We start from the raw sequence: 20,335 nt of genomic DNA, 5'->3' as shown, positions 1-20,335 counted from the left end.
TTATTGTCAATAACAGATTTATCCCCAGAACTTGCCGCGAATTAACTTATTGATAGCACCGCGTCGAAAAATCATACATAGAGACCTGATCAATACCCTCGCGTCTTGATTTTAATTAAATTATTGATAATTAATTACTTTAATAAAAAGACGAGAATGCGGGCAAAGCGAACAGAACCCGCGTCCGCTCTCGCTTTACAGCGTTTTTCTAAATCTAATACACAAGGTTATCCACAGGAATAGTGGATAACTCTCACCGCCCCGCCCGGGGCGGGAGTTACAGAAAGAAAGCTTTTCGCCCTTTACACTGGCCAAAATGCCTTTTTTAGTTATTTTTTCATAAAAATATCGCTTTGTTTATGCCGATTAATACTAAAAATCCCCATTGCCAAAATCGCATTGGCTCCTTTCACGCGGATCGCTCTTGACGGCGGCGCAATGCCTTGCACCATGCCCACACCGAACAGCACCACAAGAGTGCAAAAAACGTCCGGGTTAACTTGCCCGCGTATTTTCAGGCCGTCACGGCAGCGCGCGTCAGGCCTGACGTGCGGTTAACAAGGCGATAACAATCCCCCGTTTTCACCCGGCGGCAAAAATTGGCCTGGGAGTTGCTTTATCTTCCTGCGTATAAATGCGGTGCGGCAGCATGATGCGCTGCCGACCGCGGAGTTTCACCGCCGAGGCGTTATCGCCCGTAAAAACGCAAGAACGACACCAAGTCGTCACAAGCGTCGTTTTTAACGACATATTGACTGTCATTCCGTCCACCGCAGACCTGGCTCTGGCTCTTCGGACGGACGGCATTTTGTTCCAGACATTGCCACACTCGGGAAATTCGCCGCGCATGCGGCCTTTGCAGCCCCCGCCAACGAGTGAAACGAGCGTCTATGAGGAGAATGCCAAATGCTGAGCCTGAGATCGGTCAATCAATTTTACGGGCAGAACCACACCCTGTGGGACATCAACCTGGAGCTGCCGCGCGGCCAGTGCACCGTGCTGCTCGGGCGCAACGGCGTGGGCAAGACCACGCTGGTCAACTGCATCATGGGGCATGTGCCGGTGGTGAGCGGCAGCATGACCTGGCAGCCGGCGGATCAGCCGCCGCAAAATCTGCTGCTGCAGCCGATGGAGCGCCGCGCCGCGCTGGGCATCAGCCACGTGCCCCAGGGGCGGCAGCTCTTCTCGCAGCTGAGCGTGGAGGAGAATCTGCAGGTGGCGCAAATGGCCGGGCGCGGCGCCCCTCGCCGCATTCCGCCGCTGATCTACAGCCTGTTTCCCCATTTGCGCCAGATGCGCGCGCGCCGCGCCGGCGATCTGTGCGTGGGCGCTCAGCGCCAACTGGCGATCGGTCGGGCGCTGGCCCAGGAGCCGGCGCTGCTGATCCTCGACGAACCGACGGCGGGTGTCCCCCCCTCGATCGCGGCCGACATCGGCAACGTGATCCGCCGGCTCAACCGCGAACTGGGCATGACCATTTTACTGGTGGAGCATCAGCTGCCGTTCGTGCGCCGGGTGGCGGATCGCTTCTGCCTGTTGGACAGCGGGCGCACTGTGGCGCACGGTGCGCTGGCGCAGCTGGATGAGGCGCTGATCGGCGCCGGGTTGGCGGAGTGAAAGCCCGGTTTGCCGCCTATGCCGATGTTGTATCAGCCACGGCAGGTCTGCGCCCAATAGGCAACGGCCTGCCGTCTTCCCATACTCGATATGCATTATACCAACACCACAATATCGAGGGATTTAGGCATGGCAGACAACAACGCGGCATTTATTCAATACGCGGATTTGCGCAATAGAAACTGGAGCCTGCAGGAACGGCTCAATGTCGAAGGGATTTATGTCAGCTCACGTGATGAACTGGTCAGCGCGCAAGATTTCATCATCAACACGTTAAAACGCCCGACGATCGTCAGATTCGCTGCGCCTTTTGCCACCTGGACCGCACCTAAAACCGACATCAACGTCGGCTTCGTTTATCTCGACGGCAACGGCGTCAGCATCACTACCGAGATCCCTAACGGCACGGAAAGCGACCATAACTATTTCCTGCGCTGCTATACCAGCAGCGGCGCGTTGGATAACAACGTTCCTATTCGCCCAGCGCCTATCATGAAAGATTTCACCGTCAAAGGCATTGGTGCCAAGATTAACAAAGGCAAGGATGAAACCCCGATCGAATACAACTATATCGATGGTATCCGTTTCCATTCGCCTGAAGGGCCGCTGGGCAACTTCTCGGTCAATAACGTCTATATTTCGGGTTTCTACTACGGCCTGTACTACGGCACCAATGCCTATATCGCCCACCATTACGCCTGTGAAGTCATCCGCTGTTTTGAAAGCCTACATATGCCCTCAACGAGCAGCGGAGCGCAAAACTTCGGCGAAGGCATCAACTTTTTCGGCGGCACCCTCGGCAATTCCCAGGGGCTGGCCGTACGCAACGCTAACCCCAACGGCGCCTTCCGTCTATTCGGCACGTCGCTCGACTACGCCGGTTCGATAGCTTACGTTCAGGCCGGTAGCGTTGAACTGCATGGCTGCCATATGGAATTCAACAACGGTAATAGCCCGCTCACGGATATCCCCTTTCGCTGCAGCGCCAATCAAAATGCATCGCTGTTAATTCACGGCGGCGAAATCATCGTCGCCGGCAGCCGACTGGCGCAGGAGTCGCTGTTTTACGCCGAGGCCGGCAGTAGCGGGATTATCGTCGACAGCGTGAAATTCTATGGCGTAAGAACCGCGAGCGGCCGCTATTTCAGCGGCACCGGCGACTTTGTCATCGCCCATAGCCGCCTGGATGGCGGCGGTGGCGGCGCCGGGATCCAGACGCTGGTCGGCACCGTGAATAACAAGCTCAAAGACGGCGATTTCACCTTTTCCACCAAGCCGTTCGGCTGGGAGGTGACCGGCGGCACGATCGACGATCCCTTTACCTCAGATGCGGTGACTATCGGCATCGAAACCGGCGCGGGCATCGACGGCGGTAACGCCCTGAAAGTAACCAAGTTGGGCAACGCCAATACCAACGCCGGGGTGAGAGTAAGCGTGCCCGTCGCGCAATATGAACAGCTGGGCGCCTGCTTTACCCTGAAAACGGTCAACGGCGGTACCGGAAATCTGTTTGCAACGCTACAGTTTGCCTGTATTCAAGAGCATGCGGACAACGGCATCTCGATCGTCGCCAAAGCCGCGCCGGCAGCCTGGGATGCCGTCATGAAAGCCGATGCTTACACCGAATACACCGAATATCGTTTCAACGCCAATCGGCGGAAGGTCCCGGTCTGGGCGACCCATGTCATCCTGACGTTCAACCTGTTTGCCCTGGCGAAAAATGGCGTGCTTTATCTCGATAACTCCTGCATTACCGCCATGTAAAAGCCAACGCCGGGTCATAAGATCCGGCGTGCGATATCATCAGCCAGAGAGACGGCAAAGATTTCTTACTGTGCCAACAGGCTGATATCCAGATACTGCCCCAGCGGCGCCCGTTCGGCCTGCGGCAGGTGCGGGATTTCTCCCAGCAGCGGCGCCGGCAGCATGCGGCGCAGCGTGGCCAGGTATTCCTGATGCCTTCGTCCCGGCGGCGCCACGTCGTTGGCGATCCAACCGGCCAGCGTCAGCCCGGCCTGCTGCACCGCCTGCGCCGTCAGCACCGCGTGGTTGATGCAACCCAGTTTGATGCCCACCACCAGGATCACCGGCAGTTGCTCCTGCTGCACCCAGTCGGCGAAGGTGTACTCCGCCGACAGCGGGGTAAACCACCCGCCCGCGCCCTCGACCAGCACCCAGTCGGCGCGCTGCTCCAGCCGGCGCAGGCCGTCGGACAGCCGCGCCGCGTCGATCGGCCGGCCTTCATCGGCGCTGACGATATGCGGCGAGGTGGGTTCGGCAAAAACGTAAGGGTTCACTTCATCGTAGCTGAGCGCCACGCCGCTGTTGGCCTGCAGCGCCAGCGCGTCGCCGTTGCGCAGCTCCTCGGCGGTCATCTCGCTGCCGGAAGCCACCGGCTTATACCCGGCGCTGCGATAGCCCGCCCGGTTGGCGGCCTGCAGCAAGGCGCTGCTGGCGACGGTTTTCCCCACTTCGGTGTCGGTGCCGGTTACGAACCAACGTTTAATCACGATAAATCACTCCATAAGCCAGATGATAGCTGAGCGGGAACTGCCCCCGCCGGCACGGGTAAGCCGCCTGCAGCGCGGCGAGACGGCCGCGCGACATCAGGCCGCCCTCGCGCCCCTGATGTAGGTGCGTGGCCCCGATGCCCTTGAGCGAACGCATCAGCGTCATCACGTCCGGGTAGTTCAGGGTGCGCAACTCCGTGACCAGCTCGTGTCGATAGCCAGCACAGGCGGCGCGGATCTGCGCCAGCGGCAGAAAGGCGTTCACGTGGCGCTCGCCGTCCACCTGTTGCCAGGCATCCCCCAGCTCCTGCAGCGAGCCCGCCGCCAGCGTGGAAAACAGGATCGCGCCGCCGGGGCGGGTCACGCGGTACAGCTCCGCCAGCGCGGCGGGCAGATCGCTGCACCACTGCACCACCAGGCTGCTGAAACAGATGTCCATCGCCGCGTCGGGCAGCGGCACCTGTTCGATATCGCCCAGCAGATAATGATGCGCCGCCTGCCGTTGGCGGGCGACATCCAGCATGCCCGGCGCCAGATCGAGCGCGGTCACCTGCTTGCCGCGCTCGCGCCACAGGCGGCTGAAATAGCCGGTGCCGCAGCCGGCATCCAGCAGCCGTTCGCCCGGATAGGCACTCCCCATCCCCAGTAAGCGCTCGCCAACGTCACGCTGCAGCGCGGCGGCGGCGTCGTAGCTGCCGGCGGCGCGGCTGAAGGCCGAAGCGACCGCCTGTTTGTTCACCCAGTCATTGGCTGACGTCATGCAATACCTCCAGCAGGCGATCGATATCCTGCGGCTGATGCGCCGCCGTCAGGGTGATGCGCAGCCGCGCGCCGCCCGGCGGCACCGTCGGCGGGCGGATGGCGCTCACCCACAGCGCGCGCTCGCGCAGGCGGGCCGCCAGATCGAGCGCGCGTTGATTGTCCCCCACCAGCAGCGGCTGGATAGCGGTGTCGGAGTCCGTCAGGGTCAGCGCCAGCGGCGCGGCGCCCTGGCGGAAACGGCGGATGTTGTCCTGCAGCCGGGCGCGCAGTTCATCGCCCTCTCGAATGCACGCCAGCGCCGCCTGCAGCGCGCAGGCCTGCGCCGGCGGCATCGCAGTGCTGTAAATCAGATGACGGGCGAACTGCAGCAGATACTCGGCGGTCGGCTCATCACACAGCACCGCCGCGCCGCTGACGCCGAACGCCTTGCCGAAGGTCGCCACCAGCAGTTCAGGGCGCACGCCCTGCTGCCAGCAGCTGCCGCGGCCTTGCTCGCCGCGCACGCCGACGCCGTGGGCATCGTCCACCATCAGCCAGGCGCCCGCCGCGCGGGTTAGGCGATGTAGTTCCGCCAACGGCGCACCGTCGCCGTCCATGCTGAACACTCCTTCGGTCACCGCCAGCCGCTGCCCGTCGCAGGGTTTGGCCAGCAGATCTGCCAGCGCCTGCGGCTGATTGTGCTGGAAGCGGCGCAGCTCGGCCGGCGACTGCGCCGCCGCCTCCAGCAGCGAGGCGTGGCTGAGGCGATCGGCCAAAATGCGATCGCCCTTTTGCATCAACGCCGCCAGCACCGCCTGGTTGGCGGCGTAACCGGAGATGAACAGCAGCGCGCGCGGATAGCCGAGCCACGCCGCCAGTTGCTCCTCCAGCGCCTGATGCGCCGCGCTAAAGCCGGTGACGTGGCCGGAACCGCCGCTGCCGACGCCGTAGCGCTGCGCGCCCTGCTGCCAGGCGGCGATCACCCGCGCATCCTGGCTCAGCCCCAGGTAGTCGTTGCCGGAGAAATTCAGGTAGAAACGATCGCCGAGCCGAATCTGGCGGCCATTGCCGCCCTCGGTGGTCTGTCGCCGACGGTAGGCGGCGTTGAGGCGCCGCTCTGCCAGCGCCTGCTCAATGCGTTGTTGCCAGCTCATCACAGCGCCGCGTTGTAAAACTCGGCGGTATCGGCGGTCAGCAGTTGCTTAGCCAGCGCCTGCTGTTGCTGGTTGTCGCCGTGTTCGGTGGCGGTCTGCTGCGGGTTCAGTCCCAGCTTGCGGAACAGCTGCAGGTCTTTGTCTTCTTCCGGGTTCGGCGTGGTCAGCAGCTTGCAGCCGTAGAAGATCGAGTTGGCGCCGGCCATGAAGCACATCGCCTGCGTCTGTTCGTTCATCTGTTCACGGCCGGCGGAAAGGCGGACATAAGAAGACGGCATCATGATGCGCGCCACCGCGATGGTGCGGATGAAATCGAACGGATCGACGTCGTCGTTATCCGCCAGCGGCGTGCCTTTCACCTTCACCAACATGTTGATCGGCACGCTCTCCGGCGGCTTCGGCAGATTGGCCAGCTGCACCAGCAGCCCGGCGCGGTCACGCACCGTTTCACCCAGCCCGACGATGCCGCCGGAGCACACTTTGATGCCGGCGTCGCGCACTTTGTCGAGCGTATCCAGGCGTTCCTGGTAGCTGCGGGTGGTGATGATGCTGCCGTAGAACTCCGGCGAGGTGTCGAGGTTATGGTTGTAGTAATCCAGCCCGGCCTCCGCCAGCCGTTCGGCCTGAGTGCCATCCAGCGTGCCCAGGGTCATGCAGGTTTCCATGCCCATCGCTTTCACGCCCTGCACCATCTGCTGCAGATAAGGCATATCGCGCTCGTGCGGGTTCTTCCACGCCGCGCCCATGCAAAAACGGGTCGATCCGTTCGCCTTGGCCTTGCGCGCCGATTCCAGCACCTGCTCGACCTGCATCAGCCGCTCCGCCTCCAGGCCAGTCTTGTAGCGCGAACTCTGCGGGCAGTATTTGCAGTCTTCCGGGCAAGCGCCGGTTTTGATCGACAGCAGCGTGCTGACCTGCACCTGACGCGGGTCAAAGTGCTGACGGTGTACGGTTTGCGCTTCGAACAGCAGTTCAAGCAGCGGTTTATCAAACAGGGCCTGGGCTTGCCCTACTGTCCAGTGAATGCGATCGGCCATCATGGCGTCTCCAAAACGAAAAAGTGTCGCCAGTTTAAATATTGTGGATATACTGTCAACCAATCTTAATTCAATTTGGTTTACAAGTATGTCTGTCACCGCTTCCGACCTGGTGTTTGACCAACGTCATATCTGGCACCCCTACACCTCCATGAGCCGCCCGTTACCCTGTTACCCGATCGAGTCGGCCAGCGGCGTCGAGCTGCAGCTGGCGGACGGCCGGCGTCTGGTGGACGGCATGTCCTCCTGGTGGGCGGCGATCCACGGTTACAACCATCCTCGCCTGAATCAGGCCGCCAGCCAGCAGTTGGAGAAGATGTCGCACGTGATGTTCGGCGGTATTACCCATCCGTCCGCCATCTCGCTGTGCCGTCGGCTGGTGGAGATGACGCCGGAAGCGCTGCAGTGCGTGTTCCTGGCGGATTCCGGTTCGGTGGCGGTGGAAGTGTCGCTGAAGATGGCGCTACAGTATTGGCAGGCGCGCGGCGAGCGGCGGCAGCGCATCCTGACGCTGCGCCACGGCTATCACGGCGATACCTTCGGCGCGATGTCGGTCTGCGATCCGGACAACTCGATGCACAGCCTCTATCAGGGCTATCTGGCGCCGCACCTGTTCGCCACCGCGCCGCAGTGCCGCTTCGACGAAGAATGGCGTGAAGAGGACATCGCGCCGTTCGCCGCGCTGCTGGAGCAGCACGCCGGTGAAGTGGCGGCGGTGATCCTGGAACCGGTGGTGCAAGGCGCCGGCGGCATGCGCATCTACCACCCAAGCTACCTCAAGCGGGTGCGCGAGCTGTGCGATCGCCATCAGGTGCTGCTGATCGCCGACGAGATCGCCACCGGCTTCGGCCGCACCGGCAAGCTGTTCGCCTGCGAGCACGCACAGGTGGTGCCGGACATTCTCTGCCTGGGCAAGGCGCTGACCGGCGGCTACATGACGCTGTCCGCCACCCTGACCACCCGTCACGTGGCGGAGACCATCAGCAACGGCGCGGCCGGCTGCTTTATGCACGGCCCAACCTTTATGGGCAACCCGCTGGCCTGCGCGGTGGCGGACGCCAGCCTGGCGCTGCTGGCGGAAAATCGCTGGCAGGCGCAGGTGAGCGCCATCGAAGCCCAGCTGAAGCAGGAGCTGCTGCCGCTCGCGGCGCTGCCGAAGGTGGCGGACGTGCGGGTGCTGGGCGCGATTGGGGTGGTGGAGATGCGCGAACCGGTGAACGTCGCCGAGCTGCAGCGCGGGTTCGTCGAACGCGGGGTGTGGATCCGGCCGTTCGGCAAGCTGATTTACCTGATGCCGCCTTACATCATCGAAGCGGAACAGCTCAGCCGCCTGACCGCCGCCGTGGCCGCCGCCGCGCGTTAATGGCTTACCAATGCTGGTCCAGATAGCGGGCCAGCAATCCCAGACACAGCAGCCAGAGTAAAATGATCATCACCGCCGCCATGCGGCCGGTGGGGTTATCGACGCGCTTTTGCGCCTTCTCGCGCAGCTCGGCCATCAGCGGCTTGGGGATCAGGCGCACCGCCAGCATGATGCCCAACGGTACGATAATCACGTCGTCCAGATAGCCCAGCACCGGAATGAAGTCCGGGATCAGATCGATCGGCGAGATCGCATAGCCGGCCACCAGCAGCGCGATCAGTTTGGCGTACCACGGGGTGCGCTTATCACGGGCGGCCAGCCACAGCGCGTAAATATCGCGCTTGATGCCTTTGGCCCAACGGCGCAGCCAGCCGAACCACGGCGTGCGTTTTTTCAGTGAGATCATGGTGGCGTTGTTTGGCTATCCGGCGGTCTGTAGGAAGGAAGATGCGGCCATGGTAACCGATCCGCGCCGCCGTTGGCGAATGGCAATCCCGCTTGTATTGTCACGACGAAACGATCTAGCTTAAGGGTTCGCGTTTACCGACAACTGGGAGTCACTATGGCTTTTCGTTTGTACAGCAACGATCTGCAGGACGGCGGCAAACTGCCGCAGCAGCAGGTTTTCAACGGCATGGGCTATCACGGCGATAACCTGTCGCCCCACCTGGCCTGGGACGGCGTGCCGGCCGGCACCAAAAGCTTCGTGATCGCCGTTTACGATCCCGATGCCCCGACCGGCTCAGGCTGGTGGCACTGGATCGTGGCCAACATTCCCGCCGACGTGCGCGAGCTGCCGCAGGGCGCGGGCTCCGGCAAAGCCCCGCTGCCCGCCGGCGCGCTGCAGACCCGCACCGACTTCGGCTCAGCCGGCTACGGCGGCGCGGCGCCGCCGAGTGGCGAAAGCCACCGCTACCAGTTCACCGTGCATGCGCTGGACGTGGAGCGCATCGAGGTGGATGAGGGTTCCAGCGGCGCGCTGGTGGGCTTTAACGTCCATTTCCACAGCCTCGGCAGCGCCACGCTGACGGTGACGTTCAACTGATCCCCCGCCAATAAAAAAGCGCTATTCCACCGAATCGCGCTTTTTCCATACTCGTCTGACCGCCGAATTACTTCGCCAGCACGCTCACCCACATCGGGCCTTTGCCCACCGGATAGCGCGCCAGCGTGGTCAGCTTACCGCTGGCCTGGTCAATTTCATGCACCGCGATGTGATCGGATTTCTGGCCGGACGAAATCACGAAACGGCCGCTGTGATCGATGTTGAAACCGCGCGGCTGCGCTTCGGTCGGATGATAGCCGACCACGCTCAGCGTGCCGCCGTCTGCGGAAACGCTGAAGATGGTCAGAATGCTGGCGGTGCGGTCGCTGGTGTACAGGAAGCGGCCGTTCGGCGTGATATGGATGTCCGCCGCCCAGCGGGTGCCGTCGAAGTCGGCCGGCATGATGTCCAGCGTCTGCGTGACGGTGTATTTGCCGCCGTTTTCCGAGATGGCCAGCACGTCCACCGTGCCGTCCAGCTCATTGACGCAGTAGGCGAACTTGTCGTTGTGGTGGAACGCCATATGACGCGGGCCGGCGCCGGCGGCGGTCGCCACCGCTTCCTGCGCGTGCGGCGTCAGCTGGCCCGCCAGGCTCAGGTTGAACAGGCGGATGCGGTCTTCTTTCAGGCAAGGCACCAGCACCAGCTGGTTGGTCGGATCGATGTTCGCCGAGTGCGGCGCGGTCAGGCCGTCGATCTGCTGAATAGGCGCCGTCACCACGCCGTCGTGGCCGATCGGGCTGATGCTGGCGCAGTTGCCGCTGTAGGAGGCGGAGAACAGGTAGCGCCCCTGCAAATCGGTGGAAATATGGGTCGGGCTGCCCGGCAGCGGCGCCATGCCGGCCTGCTGCAGCGTGCCGTCCGCCTCGATGCGGTAGCTGACGATGCCGAACGCCGGACGCACGCCGACGTACAGGTGGGTCTTGTCCGGATGAAGGGTCATCGGCTGCACCTGGCCCGGCACGTCAACGGTTTGCAGCAGCGCCAGCGCGCCGGCGTCATCCAACTGCCAAACGTGGATCTGCTGGCTCTCCGGGCTGGCGACATAAACGATTTGCTTCATGTGTTCTCCTTGCAAAGGGTAAAAGAGGAACCGGTTTCAGGCCGTTCGATTGCCCCTAGCTTACCGCACATCCGTCGCATGGCAACCCCGCTTAGCACCGGAAGCTCACGCGGTTTTCTCCGTTGGCTATCCGGTGTACCATCGGATTAATTTTATGGCTAACGATAACGAGAACCCTATGAGCTACCGCGTCATCGCCCTCGATCTTGACGGCACCCTGCTGGACAACCAAAAACGCATCTTACCGCAATCGCTGGAAGCGCTGGCGCTGGCGCGCGCCGCCGGCATCCAGGTGGTGGTGGTCACCGGCCGCCACCACGTCGCTATCCATCCGTTCTACCAGGCGCTGCAGATAGATACCCCGGCCATCTGCTGCAACGGCACCTATCTGTATGATTTTCAGCAGAAGAAGGTGTTGGCGGCCGATCCGCTGGCGAAAGATCAGGCCAGGCAGGTGCTGCAGATGCTCAAACAGACCGACATTCACGGGCTGATGTACGTCGACGACGCCATGCTGTATCAGGAGCCGAGCGGCCACGTGATCCGCTCGCTGGCCTGGGCCGAAACCCTGCCGGCGGCGCAGCGCCCGACGCTGCTGCAGGTCGGCAGCCTGGCGCAGGCGGCCGACGACGCGCAGGCGATCTGGAAATTCGCCACCTCGCACGCCGATATTCCGGCGCTGCGCGAGTTTGCCGACACGGTGGAGAAAGAGCTGGGGCTGGCGTGCGAATGGTCCTGGCACGATCAGGTGGATATCGCCAAAGGCGGCAACAGCAAAGGCAAGCGCCTGCGCCAATGGGTGGAGTCGCAGGGGCTGAGCATGGATCAGGTGGTGGCGTTCGGCGACAACTACAACGACATCAGCATGCTGGAAGCGGTCGGATTGGGCGTGGCGATGGGCAACGCCGATGACGCGATCAAGGAACGCGCCGATCTGGTGATCGCCGATAACCTGCAGCCGGGCATCGCCGAGGTGATCCGCACCCGCGTACTCTAGTTTTTTCGCCCTCCCGCCGGGAGGGTCTGTCTTAGCGGCTCTCGCGGCTGATAGACACGCTCTTCACCTGCGCGTACAGCCACTGCCCAGGGCGGATCGCCAGTTCATCGCGCGCCCAGGGCGTGATCCGCGCCCACAGCACGTGTTCCCCGACCGCCAGCTTCACTTCCACCTGCCCGTCCACGTCCAGACTCTCGCTTACCTTGGCCGGCAACACGTTGCGAATGCTGCTGTTGACCGGCGGTTGCAGCACCAGCGAGACATCGGCGGCGTTGATGCGAATGCGCAGCTGGGTGCCCAGTTCGGCGTCGATGCCGCTGACCCACAGCCTTTGATCGCCGAGCGCCAGCGCGGTCATGGCATAGCGCTGATGATGCTCAATCACGCTGACGCGCAGCACGCTGCTCTGATCTTCACGCTGCAGCCACGGCCGCAGCGCGCTGCTGGCCCAAACGGCTTCCAGCCCGCCGAACGCGCGCACCTCGCCGCGATCCAACACCATCACCTGCTCGGCCAGGCGCAGGATCTCGTCCAGGCTATGGCTGACGTAGAGGATGGGGATGTTGACGTCCTGCGCCAGCCGCTCCAGATACGGCAGCAGCTCGCGTTTGCGCGGCAGATCGAGCGAGGCCAGCGGCTCGTCCATCAGCAGCAGTTCCGGCGCGGTCAGCAGCGCGCGGCCGATCGCCACCCGCTGTTTTTCACCGCCGGAGAGCGTCAGCGGCAGCCGATTGAGCAGCGGCCCGATGCCCAGCAGCTCGACGATGGTGTTGAACTGCGCGCGCATGCCGGCCGCCATGCCGTATTGCAGGTTGCCGCGCACCCGATAGTGCGGGAACAGCCGCGCATCCTGAAACACGTAGCCGATACGGCGCTTTTCCGGCGGCAGGCAAAGGCCCGCGGCGGTATCCACCAGCGTGCGGCCATTGAGCGCGATTCGCCCCTGCTGCAAACGGGTCAGGCCGCCGATGGCGTTGATCAGGGAAGTTTTGCCCGCGCCGGACAGGCCGAAAATCGCGGTGATGCCCTGCGCCGGCAAATCGGCGCGGACGTTGAGATTAAGGTCGCCCAGCTGCTGCGAGAAATCCAGCTCCAGCATTTACACCCCCATCCGTTTGCGGCCCCAGCGGGCCAGCCATTCGGACACCATCAGCGAAGCCAGCGACAGCACGATGGCGATCGCGCACAGCCGCGCGGCGGCGGCTTCCGCCCCCGGCGTTTCGATCAGCGTATACATCGCCAGCGGAATGGTGCGGGTTTCACCGGGAATGTTGGAGACAAAGGTGATGGTGGCGCCGAACTCCCCCAGCGAGCGGGCGAAGGCTAGCACCACGCCGACAATGACGCCGGGCAGCGACAGCGGCAGCGTGACGGTGAAAAACACCCGCCACGGGTTGGCGCCCAGCGTGCGCGCCGCCTGCTCCAGCCGGGTATCTACCGCCTCCAGCGCCAGCCGAATGGCGCGCACCATCAATGGAAACGCCACCACCGCCGATGCCAGCGCGGCGCCGCGCCAGCTAAAGCTAAAGCTGAAGCCGAACCAGTCGTACAGCCACTCGCCGATGACGCCGCGCCGCCCCATGGCGATCAGCAGCAAATAGCCGACCACCACCGGCGGCAGCACCAGCGGCAGATGAATGACGCCGTCCAGCAGCGCCTTGCCGGGAAAGCGGCAACGCACCAACACCCAGGCCATCAGAATGCCGAACGGCAGGCTGCAGACCACCGCCAAACCGGAGACTTTCAGGCTCAGCTCAACCGCCTGCCACTCGTACTCACTCAGAATCATTTACGCGGGGTGAATCCATAATGTTCGAAAATAGCGGCCGCTTCCGGGCCCTTCAGATAGGTATAGAAAGCGCTGACCGTCGGATTTTGACGATCTTTCACCATCGCCATCGGATATTCAACCGGTTTGTGGCTGTCTTCCGGGAACACGCCCACCACTTTCACCTTGTCGCTGGCGACCGCGTCGGAGCCGTAGACGATGCCGAGCGGTGCTTCACCGCGCTCCACCAGCGCCATCGCGCTGCGCACGTTGTTGGCGCGCGCCAGTTTCGGCTCCAGCGCGCTCCAGGCGCCCAGGTGTTCCAGCGCCTCTTTGGCGTAGATGCCGGCCGGCACGTGATCCGGATCGCCCACCGCCAGACGGCCGCCGTTGAGCAGCTTGGCCCAGTCGGTCTGCTTGTCGATGGCGATCTTGTCTTGCTTATCGCTCTTGGCGGCGATCAGCACCAGTTCGTTGCCCAGCAGCGTATAGCGGGTGTCTTTCACCATCTGCTGTTTGTCGATGGCGTAATCCATCCACTGTTGATCGGCGGAGATGAACAGATCGGCCGGGGCGCCCTGCTCAATTTGGCGCGCCAGCGTCGAGGACGACGCGAAGGAGGAAACCACCTGCACGTCCTTGCCTTTTTGATACTGGGTGGCGATGTCCTGCAGCGCGTTGGTCAACGACGCGGCGGCGAACACGGTGATCTTTTCCGCCGCCGAAGCCTGTGCCACCAGGCCCGATGCCAACACGATCCCGCCAACCCATTTGGTCCATTGCTGTTTCATTGTTTTTCTCCGCAAGTTAACGTGCATTATCACTCTTCGTTATATAAAAAATAATATAACGTTGCGCGAAAGCTTGTCATGCGGTTTATCGGCAAAGCGTGAGATAACTTGAGGAATGCCCGCCGGGCGATGCCGGCGGGTATCGGGATGGGGAACGGTCAGTGCTGGGTGCGGTTTTCTTTCGAACGGCCCACTTTGGAGAAGACGTTGAACACTTCGCCAAAACCGTAGATCAGGCCGAGGATCAGCGCCATGACCACCGGCACCATGACCACGGCAAACAACAGACTTTTCAATAATTCCAACATGATAGCCTCGCTTAACTGCCCATTGAGCGGCAAATGCCTTTCACCGCATATCGGGTTATTCTAACCCAAAAAAATCGCTAAAACCGGAGTTATTTTAGCCAGCAGGGCGAAATTGTGATCGGCCAAACGTGCCCTTTCCACCGGCTCATCCCGCCGCAGGATAGTAGATCAGCGGTGGCGCATAGCCGGCGGGCGCCGCCAGCCGGGCTTCCACCCCGTACACCGCGCGAATGTTCTCCGGCGTCAGCGCCTGCCGCGGCGTGCCCGCCGCACAGATCCCGCCCTGCTGCAGCAGCGCCACCCGATCGCAATAACAGGCGGCCAGATTCAGATCGTGCAGCGTCACCACCACGCTGAGTTTCAGCCGCCGCAGCAAGGCCATAAACTGCTGCTGATGGGCGATATCCAGATGGTTGGCGGGCTCATCCAGCAGCAGCCACGGCGTCTGCTGCGCCAGAGCGCGCGCCAGATGCACCCGCTGTTGTTCACCGCCGGACAGCCGCTGCCAATCGCGATCGGCCAGGTGGCTGATGCCCACTTGCTCCATCGCCTGCCCGGCGAGGCGGCGATCTTCAGGGCCGAAACCGCGCCAGCGGCCGATATGGGCCAGGCGCCCCAGCAGCACCGCCTCCTTCACCGGCAGCGCGAAGGCGCCGGGGGCGGATTGCTCGAGAAAGGCGATGCGCCTGGCGCGCTCCCGCCCGGAAAACGCGGTAATTTGGCGCCCTGCCAGCCAAACGCGGCCCCCGGCGGCGGGCTGCAACCCGGCCAGCAGCTTGAGCAACGTGGATTTACCGCTGCCGTTGACGCCGAGCACGCCGGTGATCTCACCGGGCAAGGCGCAGAAATCCAGATTTTCCAGCACCGTGCGTTCGCCCGCTCGCCAGCTCACCGCCTCGGCGCACAGGCCGGATCGCGCTTTTTCAATCGTCATGCATTGACCTTCCGATACAGCAACAGCAGGAATACCGGCACCCCCAGCAGCGCCGTCAGCACGCCGACCGGCAGCTCGCGCGGAGCAAACAGCGTTCTGGCCAGGGTGTCCGCCGCCACGGCGAACAGCGCACCGCACAGCGCGCTGGCCGGCAACAGCAGCCGATGCCGCGAGCCGACCAGCCGCCGGGCGACATGCGGCACCGTCAGCCCGATAAATCCCACCGCGCCGCTGAACGCGACGATCGCCGCCGTCAGCGCGGTGGTCACCACATACAGCAGCAGCTTCAGCGGAGCCACCGCCACCCCCAGCGAAGCGGCGGTCACGCCGCCGAACGCCAGCGCGTCCAGCTCACCCGCCCGCAGCCAACACAGCAGCAGCGCCGCCGCCAGCGCCAACCCGCACAGCCCGACCTGCGGCCAGCGCGCGTCGCTGAACGATCCCAGCAGCCAGAACATCACGCCGCGCGTGGCGTTGGCGTCCGCCTGCCAGAGGGTGATCAGCGAAGTCAGCGCGGAGAGCAGCTGCGTCACCGCCACCCCGGCCAGGATAAACAGCGTGGACTCCCCCTGCAGCGAACGCCCGGCCAGCAGCATCACCAACGCAAACGCCCCCAACGCGCCGATAAACGCACCGCCGGACACCGACAACAGGCCGCCCCCCAGTCCCAATACCAATACCGTTACCGCCCCCACGCCGGCGCCGGAGGAGATGCCCAGCACCCAGGGATCGGCCAGCGGGTTGCGGGTCAGCGACTGCAGCACGGTGCCCGCCAACGCCAATCCGGCGCCGGCCAGCGCCGCCAACAGCGCGCGCGGCATCCGCAGCGACCAGATGATGCGCTGATACACATCGGCATCGGTCGCCGCGCTGCCGCTGACGCCAAGCACGATGCGCCAGGCGTCGTGCCACGCGATCGGCGCGGGCCCCGACAGGGTGGCGCCCAGCAGGGCCAGCGGCAGCGCCGCCGCCAGCAACAGCAGCCAGCCGGCCTCACGGCCGGGCAGTAACCGCCGGATCATGCTATTTCCAGCCTGCGATCACATAGTCGTCCAACAGCTGCCACACCGTCCCCGCCTCGCTGAAACCGGCCTGCCTGAGGGCCGCGAGCTGGAAATCCACCGGCGTCGGCGGCGGCACCGGGCGGCCGGCGAACAGCGCTTCACGCTCGGCCTGATAAGCGGCCAACGCCGGCGATTGCAGCGCGCCCGCAAACCAGCGATCCCAATCCTCAACGCCGTTGTCCCAGGCGCGCTGTTGGGTCTGCTCGTCGTGCCGCTCCGCCAACGCTTTCAGCCGCGGCTGGCGCTGGTCATAGCGCTGATGATCGGCGTTCAGGAACACGCCGCCGTCGGCCAGCAGCCCGGCGACGTTGCGGTACAGCGCCAGCTGCTGCTCGGGCATCAGCCAGTGCAGCGCCGTGCTGGACACCGCCGCCTGCGGCGCGGGGCCGGACAGCGCGGAAAAACAGGCCGGATCCGCCAGATCGGCCTGCAGAATGCGGATCCGATCGCCGTACGCCGCCAGCGCGCCGCGCGCCACCGCCAGCAGCAGCGGATCGAGATCGATGGCGGTCACCCTGGCCTGCGGAAAGCGCTGCAAAATGCGCAGGCTCAGCGAGCCCGGGCCGCAAGCCAGATCCACCACGTGAAAATTCTGACCGGCGGCCAGCGCGAGCACGTCCAGCTGGGCGTTAAAACGCGCTTCCCGTTCGGCGATGTAGGCCGCCTGCTGGCGATCCCAGGAGTCCAGCAGCGAAGAGAATGAAACGGCAGTCATATCAAGGTTCCTTGTTGGAAAAAGTCGGCGCCTGCGGCGGCAAGGCCGCCAGGCCCCGAATCAAACGGCCCAGCGCCGCCACGGTGCGGGCGGAAGGGTCCATGTCGTAACCGGGGAGGACCACGTAGCGCCGCTGACGCACGGCGCGCAGCGTCGCGGTCAGCGGGTGATGCTCCAGAAAGGCGATCTTGTCCGCCGCGCTGTCGCCGAGGCCGCCACGCGGCAGATCGCCAAGCACGATCGCATCCGGATCGCGGGCGGCGATGATTTCCCAGGACACCGTCGGCCACAGCTCGGGCCGATCGCCGAACAGGTTCTCGCTGCCGACGCTGCGGCTCAGCAAACCTGGCGCGCCGCAGCAGCCCGCCACATAGGGCGTTTGCGCGCCGGCATACCACCACAGCAGACGCAAATGCGGCAGCTGAGCACGCTGTGGTTCGAGCGCCCTCAGCTGCCCGCGCAGCCGTTCGACCAGCGCTTCACCGGCGCGGCTGACGTTGAAAATGCGCGCCAGCTCCCGCAGCTCGGTGAAAATGTCTTCAAACGTCAGCGCGGCGGCGATCGCGCTTTGCTGGCCGCAGCAGGCGCCGGGTGAGAGATAAGTGCCGATGCCCCATTCTGCCAGCCGCGCCCGATCGGGCGTTTCCGGGCTGTGCAGCCAGTAATAGCTGGCCGAATAGACAAAATCCGGCCGCATCAGCAGCAACGCTTCCGCCGTGGGCGGCGCCGGGCTGGTGGGCGCCTGCAGCGCATCGTCCGTCGGCGCGGGATCGCGCGCGCGGTCATACCCGACCACGCCGATCGCGCGGGCGGCCAGCCCCAGCGCCAGCAGGTTTTCCAGCGCCGGGTTGGCGTAAACCAGCACCCGCTGCGGCGGCTGCGGGTAATCGTGCGTTACCCCGCAATTTTGCAGGCTGACGGCATCGGCGCGCAGCGGCGCGCCGCCGCCCAATCCCAGGGCGCACAACAGCAGAGCAAGCCAGCGTTTCACGCCGTCAGAACCTGACCGACACGAAGGTTTCATAACTGCGCGGCGGCGCGATCAGCGCCTGATCCGGGTAAGTGCGCTGGTAGGCGTACAGCTGGTTGGTGGCGTTGCGAATGCGAAAACCGACATCGACGATCGGCGTCAGCTGATAGTCCGCCGCCAGATCGAGCGTGGTATACGCGCGCATCTTGCGCCGGTTGGCGTCGTCGTTGTAACTGCTGCCGACGTAGCGCAGCGAAGAAGCCAGCCCCAGGCGCTCCGTCGCCTGATAATGCACGCTGAGGTTGGCGGTCCAGTCCGGGATATAGGCCGGGCGATTGCCGTTGTAGCTGCGCAGCGGGCTACCGCCGCGATAGTCGTCGTAGCGGGCATGCGTGTAGGCGGCGTTGCCGGCCAGCTCCCAGCGCTCGTCGGGACGCAGCACCACGCCAAGCTCGATGCCGCGCGACGTCTGCCTGCCTACCGCGTTCAACGCATCCGGCCGCTGCGCGTCGGGCACAAACAGGTTGTCCTTGCGCAGTTCGTACAGCGCCAGCGTCGCCTCGCCTTTGTTACCCCAGAACTGCCCTTTGGCGCCGGCCTCCCACTGGCGCGCTCGCGTCAGCGGCAGATCGGTCTGCGTTGGGCTGAGGAAGAACAGATCGTTGCCCGGCTCCTGGCCGGTGGTGTAGTTGGCGTAGAGCGTGAGGTTATCGGTCAATGCATAGCTGGGGCCCAGGCTCCAGGTGCTGAAAACGTAGGTGTGCGCGCGACTCTCTTCCTGCGGCCCCTGGAAGCGCCAGTCCATGTTCATATGGTTGTAGCGCAGCTGGCCCAGCAGCGCTAAACGCTCGGTCAGGCTGAAGCGATCTTCAAGAAAGGCGGCATACTGGTTCTGGGTAACGTGGCGCACCGGCGCGCGTTGGCGGTCGGTTCCCTGGGCGAACGGCTCTCGGGGCGGCGCGCCAAGCGGCACGTCTTCGGATCCGGGGAAGCCGTTGGAGTAGTACTGAAAATGCCGCTTGCTCAGATCGAGGCCGACCAGCAACCGGTTATCGAAACCGGCGATGGCGCGATCGAACACCAGCGAACTGCGGTTGCCGATCAGATCGTCGTCGTGCGCCAGGGCGCCGAAGGAGTCGCGGTTGACGTCGCCGGGCCGGGCCGCCGCCGCGACGCGAAAGCGTTCGACGTTGCGCCACTCGCGAAAGCCGCTGTAGTAATAGAATTGGTTATGCCACTCCACTTCGGGCGTCATAAACCAGTCCAGACTAGCCTGAAATGCGGTGGCGTTGCTCTGGATGCGGCTGTCGGTCAGGTTGTTGTAATTGATGTCGCGCAGCTCGCCGGCAATGCGCCCGTCCAGCAGCGGCGTGCCGTAGTAAGGGTTGTTGGTGCGGTTGAGCATGCGGTCCAGGCTCAGCGTCAACAGCGCATCGTCCGTCAGCTTAAACAGCAGCGAGCCGGAAACCCGCTTCTGCCGATCGCGTTCGTACTGCACGTTGCTGCCGCTGTCGTTGCCGCTGACATCCAACCGGTACGCCACCGCATCGTCCACCAGCGCGCCGCCGGCCCCCAGATGCAGACGCTGGCTGCGGTAGCTGCCGAAGCCATAATCGAGCTCGAACGGCTGGCGGCTGAAGGTCGGCCGCCGCGAGATCAGGTTGACGCTGCCGCCCGCGGCGCTCAGGCCGTTCAGGGCCGATCCCGGCCCGCGCAGTATCTCGATGCTGTCGTAATGCGCCGGATCGCCCAGCTGCAGCGTGCTGCCGGGCATCTCCACGCCGTTATACAGCCAGGCGATCGGCCGGAAACCGCGCGCGGAAAAGTTGTTGGACAGCGTCGGCGAAGCGACGCCGGACAGGCCAGTGGCGTGCTCGACGGCGGCGGCCAGCGAGCGATCGCCCCGCTGTTGAATCGCTCTTGCGCTGATGATATCGACGCTGCGCGGCGTCTCCCGAGCGGTCAGCCCAAGCTGCGAAGCGCTGCGGCTCACGGCGCTCAACGCATCGTAGCGCCCGGCGGGGGCCGCCGCCTCCACGGTGAGCTGTTCTTCGCATCCCGTGGCATTGCGGGCTTTATCGCAGTCGGCGGCGAAAGCCAGCGGCGCCGTCAGTGCGCCGCCGACCCAGGCGGCGGCAAGGCATAACGATTTTCTGGGCGTGACAAGACGCCGGCGTGTCGTACTCATGTGAAGCATCCCTGTGGTGAAATAAAAACCGGCCGCAGCCAGCGTAAAGCCTTATCGTTTTTCTGTTATG

At 63.9% G+C, this 20,335-nt stretch carries 20 protein-coding genes; 5 read left to right on the top strand and 15 right to left on the bottom strand.

The window, feature by feature from the left end:
* Positions 1 to 906: 906 nt before the first annotated feature.
* The gene (locus ACJ8PI_RS02150; RefSeq protein WP_041033958.1) at positions 907 to 1,617 is read left to right on the top strand and encodes an ATP-binding cassette domain-containing protein; all 711 of its coding nucleotides are present in this window, start codon (positions 907 to 909) and stop codon (positions 1,615 to 1,617) included.
* A gap of 129 nt (positions 1,618 to 1,746) precedes the next feature.
* Positions 1,747 to 3,381 carry a hypothetical protein gene (locus tag ACJ8PI_RS02145; protein ID WP_164134023.1) on the top strand — a complete coding sequence of 545 codons (1,635 nt, stop codon included), beginning with the start codon at positions 1,747 to 1,749 and terminating at the stop codon, positions 3,379 to 3,381.
* A 65-nt stretch (positions 3,382 to 3,446) separates the two neighbouring features.
* Here ACJ8PI_RS02145 and bioD read toward each other — a convergent pair whose 3' ends face one another.
* From bioD to bioB, 4 genes are read right to left on the bottom strand one after another with little or no spacing between them, the layout of a single operon-like run.
* A complete protein-coding gene (bioD, locus tag ACJ8PI_RS02140; protein WP_164134022.1) occupies positions 3,447 to 4,127 on the bottom strand; it encodes a dethiobiotin synthase in 681 nt (226 codons plus the stop codon).
* A complete protein-coding gene (gene bioC / locus ACJ8PI_RS02135) occupies positions 4,120 to 4,887 on the bottom strand; it encodes a malonyl-ACP O-methyltransferase BioC (RefSeq protein WP_164098036.1) in 768 nt (255 codons plus the stop codon). The genes bioD and bioC overlap by 8 nt, the downstream gene beginning before the upstream one ends.
* Entirely contained in the window at positions 4,871 to 6,022 is a 1,152-nt protein-coding gene (bioF, locus tag ACJ8PI_RS02130) for an 8-amino-7-oxononanoate synthase (protein ID WP_164134021.1), read from the bottom strand. Before bioF ends, bioC begins: the two co-directional genes overlap by 17 nt.
* Positions 6,022 to 7,059 carry a biotin synthase BioB gene (gene bioB / locus ACJ8PI_RS02125; protein WP_033653544.1) on the bottom strand — a complete coding sequence of 346 codons (1,038 nt, stop codon included), beginning with the start codon at positions 7,057 to 7,059 and terminating at the stop codon, positions 6,022 to 6,024. The genes bioF and bioB overlap by 1 nt, the downstream gene beginning before the upstream one ends.
* Before the next feature lie 88 nt (positions 7,060 to 7,147).
* Here bioB and bioA point away from each other — a divergent pair, with 88 nt between their 5' ends.
* On the top strand, positions 7,148 to 8,422 hold the full coding sequence (gene bioA, locus ACJ8PI_RS02120) for an adenosylmethionine--8-amino-7-oxononanoate transaminase (RefSeq protein WP_164134020.1): 1,275 nt from the start codon (positions 7,148 to 7,150) through the stop codon (positions 8,420 to 8,422).
* A 4-nt stretch (positions 8,423 to 8,426) separates the two neighbouring features.
* Here the strand turns inward: bioA and ACJ8PI_RS02115 are convergent, their stop codons facing one another.
* The gene (locus ACJ8PI_RS02115; protein WP_016928691.1) at positions 8,427 to 8,828 is read right to left on the bottom strand and encodes a YkvA family protein; all 402 of its coding nucleotides are present in this window, start codon (positions 8,826 to 8,828) and stop codon (positions 8,427 to 8,429) included.
* A 156-nt stretch (positions 8,829 to 8,984) separates the two neighbouring features.
* Here ACJ8PI_RS02115 and ACJ8PI_RS02110 point away from each other — a divergent pair, with 156 nt between their 5' ends.
* Positions 8,985 to 9,467 (top strand): kinase inhibitor, encoded by a 483-nt coding sequence (locus tag ACJ8PI_RS02110; RefSeq protein WP_033637497.1) that lies wholly within the window; start codon positions 8,985 to 8,987, stop codon positions 9,465 to 9,467.
* A gap of 67 nt (positions 9,468 to 9,534) precedes the next feature.
* Here ACJ8PI_RS02110 and pgl read toward each other — a convergent pair whose 3' ends face one another.
* Positions 9,535 to 10,530, bottom strand: a complete 996-nt coding sequence (gene pgl, locus ACJ8PI_RS02105; protein WP_033637496.1) for a 6-phosphogluconolactonase — start codon at positions 10,528 to 10,530, stop codon at positions 9,535 to 9,537.
* A gap of 178 nt (positions 10,531 to 10,708) precedes the next feature.
* Here pgl and ACJ8PI_RS02100 point away from each other — a divergent pair, with 178 nt between their 5' ends.
* A complete protein-coding gene (locus tag ACJ8PI_RS02100; protein ID WP_164134163.1) occupies positions 10,709 to 11,527 on the top strand; it encodes a pyridoxal phosphatase in 819 nt (272 codons plus the stop codon).
* Between the two features lie 31 nt (positions 11,528 to 11,558).
* On the opposite strand, the gene modC is transcribed toward ACJ8PI_RS02100, so the two are convergent.
* The 9 genes from modC to ACJ8PI_RS02055 form a co-directional block, all read right to left on the bottom strand.
* Positions 11,559 to 12,626, bottom strand: a complete 1,068-nt coding sequence (gene modC, locus ACJ8PI_RS02095) for a molybdenum ABC transporter ATP-binding protein ModC (protein WP_033647131.1) — start codon at positions 12,624 to 12,626, stop codon at positions 11,559 to 11,561.
* Positions 12,627 to 13,316: a molybdate ABC transporter permease subunit gene (gene modB / locus ACJ8PI_RS02090; RefSeq protein ID WP_033653514.1), complete on the bottom strand. Its 690-nt coding sequence runs from the start codon at positions 13,314 to 13,316 to the stop codon at positions 12,627 to 12,629.
* A complete protein-coding gene (gene modA / locus ACJ8PI_RS02085; RefSeq protein ID WP_033647133.1) occupies positions 13,313 to 14,086 on the bottom strand; it encodes a molybdate ABC transporter substrate-binding protein in 774 nt (257 codons plus the stop codon). The genes modB and modA overlap by 4 nt, the downstream gene beginning before the upstream one ends.
* Positions 14,087 to 14,244: 158 nt before the next feature.
* Positions 14,245 to 14,394, bottom strand: a complete 150-nt coding sequence (locus ACJ8PI_RS02080) for an AcrZ family multidrug efflux pump-associated protein (protein WP_004939813.1) — start codon at positions 14,392 to 14,394, stop codon at positions 14,245 to 14,247.
* Positions 14,395 to 14,539: 145 nt separating this feature from the next.
* The gene (locus ACJ8PI_RS02075) at positions 14,540 to 15,328 is read right to left on the bottom strand and encodes an ABC transporter ATP-binding protein (protein ID WP_164134019.1); all 789 of its coding nucleotides are present in this window, start codon (positions 15,326 to 15,328) and stop codon (positions 14,540 to 14,542) included.
* Positions 15,325 to 16,350, bottom strand: coding sequence for a FecCD family ABC transporter permease (locus tag ACJ8PI_RS02070; RefSeq protein ID WP_033637492.1), 1,026 nt, complete (start codon positions 16,348 to 16,350; stop codon positions 15,325 to 15,327). The genes ACJ8PI_RS02075 and ACJ8PI_RS02070 overlap by 4 nt, the downstream gene beginning before the upstream one ends.
* A gap of 1 nt (position 16,351) precedes the next feature.
* Complete coding sequence (locus ACJ8PI_RS02065) at positions 16,352 to 17,107, bottom strand: class I SAM-dependent methyltransferase (RefSeq protein ID WP_060421210.1); 756 nt, start codon at positions 17,105 to 17,107, stop codon at positions 16,352 to 16,354.
* A gap of 1 nt (position 17,108) precedes the next feature.
* The gene (locus ACJ8PI_RS02060) at positions 17,109 to 18,098 is read right to left on the bottom strand and encodes an ABC transporter substrate-binding protein (RefSeq protein ID WP_239509764.1); all 990 of its coding nucleotides are present in this window, start codon (positions 18,096 to 18,098) and stop codon (positions 17,109 to 17,111) included.
* Between the two features lie 4 nt (positions 18,099 to 18,102).
* Complete coding sequence (locus tag ACJ8PI_RS02055; protein WP_164134017.1) at positions 18,103 to 20,265, bottom strand: TonB-dependent siderophore receptor; 2,163 nt, start codon at positions 20,263 to 20,265, stop codon at positions 18,103 to 18,105.
* Positions 20,266 to 20,335 lie beyond the last annotated feature (70 nt).

Source organism: Serratia sp. CY82433, from assembly GCF_052166535.1.
GTDB classification, from domain to species: Bacteria; Pseudomonadota; Gammaproteobacteria; order Enterobacterales; family Enterobacteriaceae; genus Serratia; species Serratia sarumanii.
The sequence above is the reverse complement of the archived record's forward strand: the minus strand, read 5'-3'. Positions and strand labels throughout refer to the sequence as shown.

Bases quoted from the DNA above. Each gene is read 5' to 3' on its own strand.
- ACJ8PI_RS02150 (WP_041033958.1), top strand. From the start codon at position 907: ATGCTGAGCCTGAGATCGGTCAATCAATTTTACGGGCAGAACCACACC.
- ACJ8PI_RS02145 (WP_164134023.1), top strand. From the start codon at position 1,747: ATGGCAGACAACAACGCGGCATTTATTCAATACGCGGATTTGCGCAAT.
- bioC (WP_164098036.1), bottom strand. From the start codon at position 4,887: ATGACGTCAGCCAATGACTGGGTGAACAAACAGGCGGTCGCTTCGGCC.
- bioF (WP_164134021.1), bottom strand. From the start codon at position 6,022: ATGAGCTGGCAACAACGCATTGAGCAGGCGCTGGCAGAGCGGCGCCTC.
- bioB (WP_033653544.1), bottom strand. From the start codon at position 7,059: ATGGCCGATCGCATTCACTGGACAGTAGGGCAAGCCCAGGCCCTGTTT.
- bioA (WP_164134020.1), top strand. From the start codon at position 7,148: ATGTCTGTCACCGCTTCCGACCTGGTGTTTGACCAACGTCATATCTGG.
- ACJ8PI_RS02115 (WP_016928691.1), bottom strand. From the start codon at position 8,828: ATGATCTCACTGAAAAAACGCACGCCGTGGTTCGGCTGGCTGCGCCGT.
- ACJ8PI_RS02110 (WP_033637497.1), top strand. From the start codon at position 8,985: ATGGCTTTTCGTTTGTACAGCAACGATCTGCAGGACGGCGGCAAACTG.
- pgl (WP_033637496.1), bottom strand. From the start codon at position 10,530: ATGAAGCAAATCGTTTATGTCGCCAGCCCGGAGAGCCAGCAGATCCAC.
- ACJ8PI_RS02100 (WP_164134163.1), top strand. From the start codon at position 10,709: ATGAGCTACCGCGTCATCGCCCTCGATCTTGACGGCACCCTGCTGGAC.
- modC (WP_033647131.1), bottom strand. From the start codon at position 12,626: ATGCTGGAGCTGGATTTCTCGCAGCAGCTGGGCGACCTTAATCTCAAC.
- modB (WP_033653514.1), bottom strand. From the start codon at position 13,316: ATGATTCTGAGTGAGTACGAGTGGCAGGCGGTTGAGCTGAGCCTGAAA.
- modA (WP_033647133.1), bottom strand. From the start codon at position 14,086: ATGAAACAGCAATGGACCAAATGGGTTGGCGGGATCGTGTTGGCATCG.
- ACJ8PI_RS02080 (WP_004939813.1), bottom strand. From the start codon at position 14,394: ATGTTGGAATTATTGAAAAGTCTGTTGTTTGCCGTGGTCATGGTGCCG.
- ACJ8PI_RS02075 (WP_164134019.1), bottom strand. From the start codon at position 15,328: ATGACGATTGAAAAAGCGCGATCCGGCCTGTGCGCCGAGGCGGTGAGC.
- ACJ8PI_RS02070 (WP_033637492.1), bottom strand. From the start codon at position 16,350: ATGATCCGGCGGTTACTGCCCGGCCGTGAGGCCGGCTGGCTGCTGTTG.
- ACJ8PI_RS02065 (WP_060421210.1), bottom strand. From the start codon at position 17,107: ATGACTGCCGTTTCATTCTCTTCGCTGCTGGACTCCTGGGATCGCCAG.
- ACJ8PI_RS02055 (WP_164134017.1), bottom strand. From the start codon at position 20,265: ATGAGTACGACACGCCGGCGTCTTGTCACGCCCAGAAAATCGTTATGC.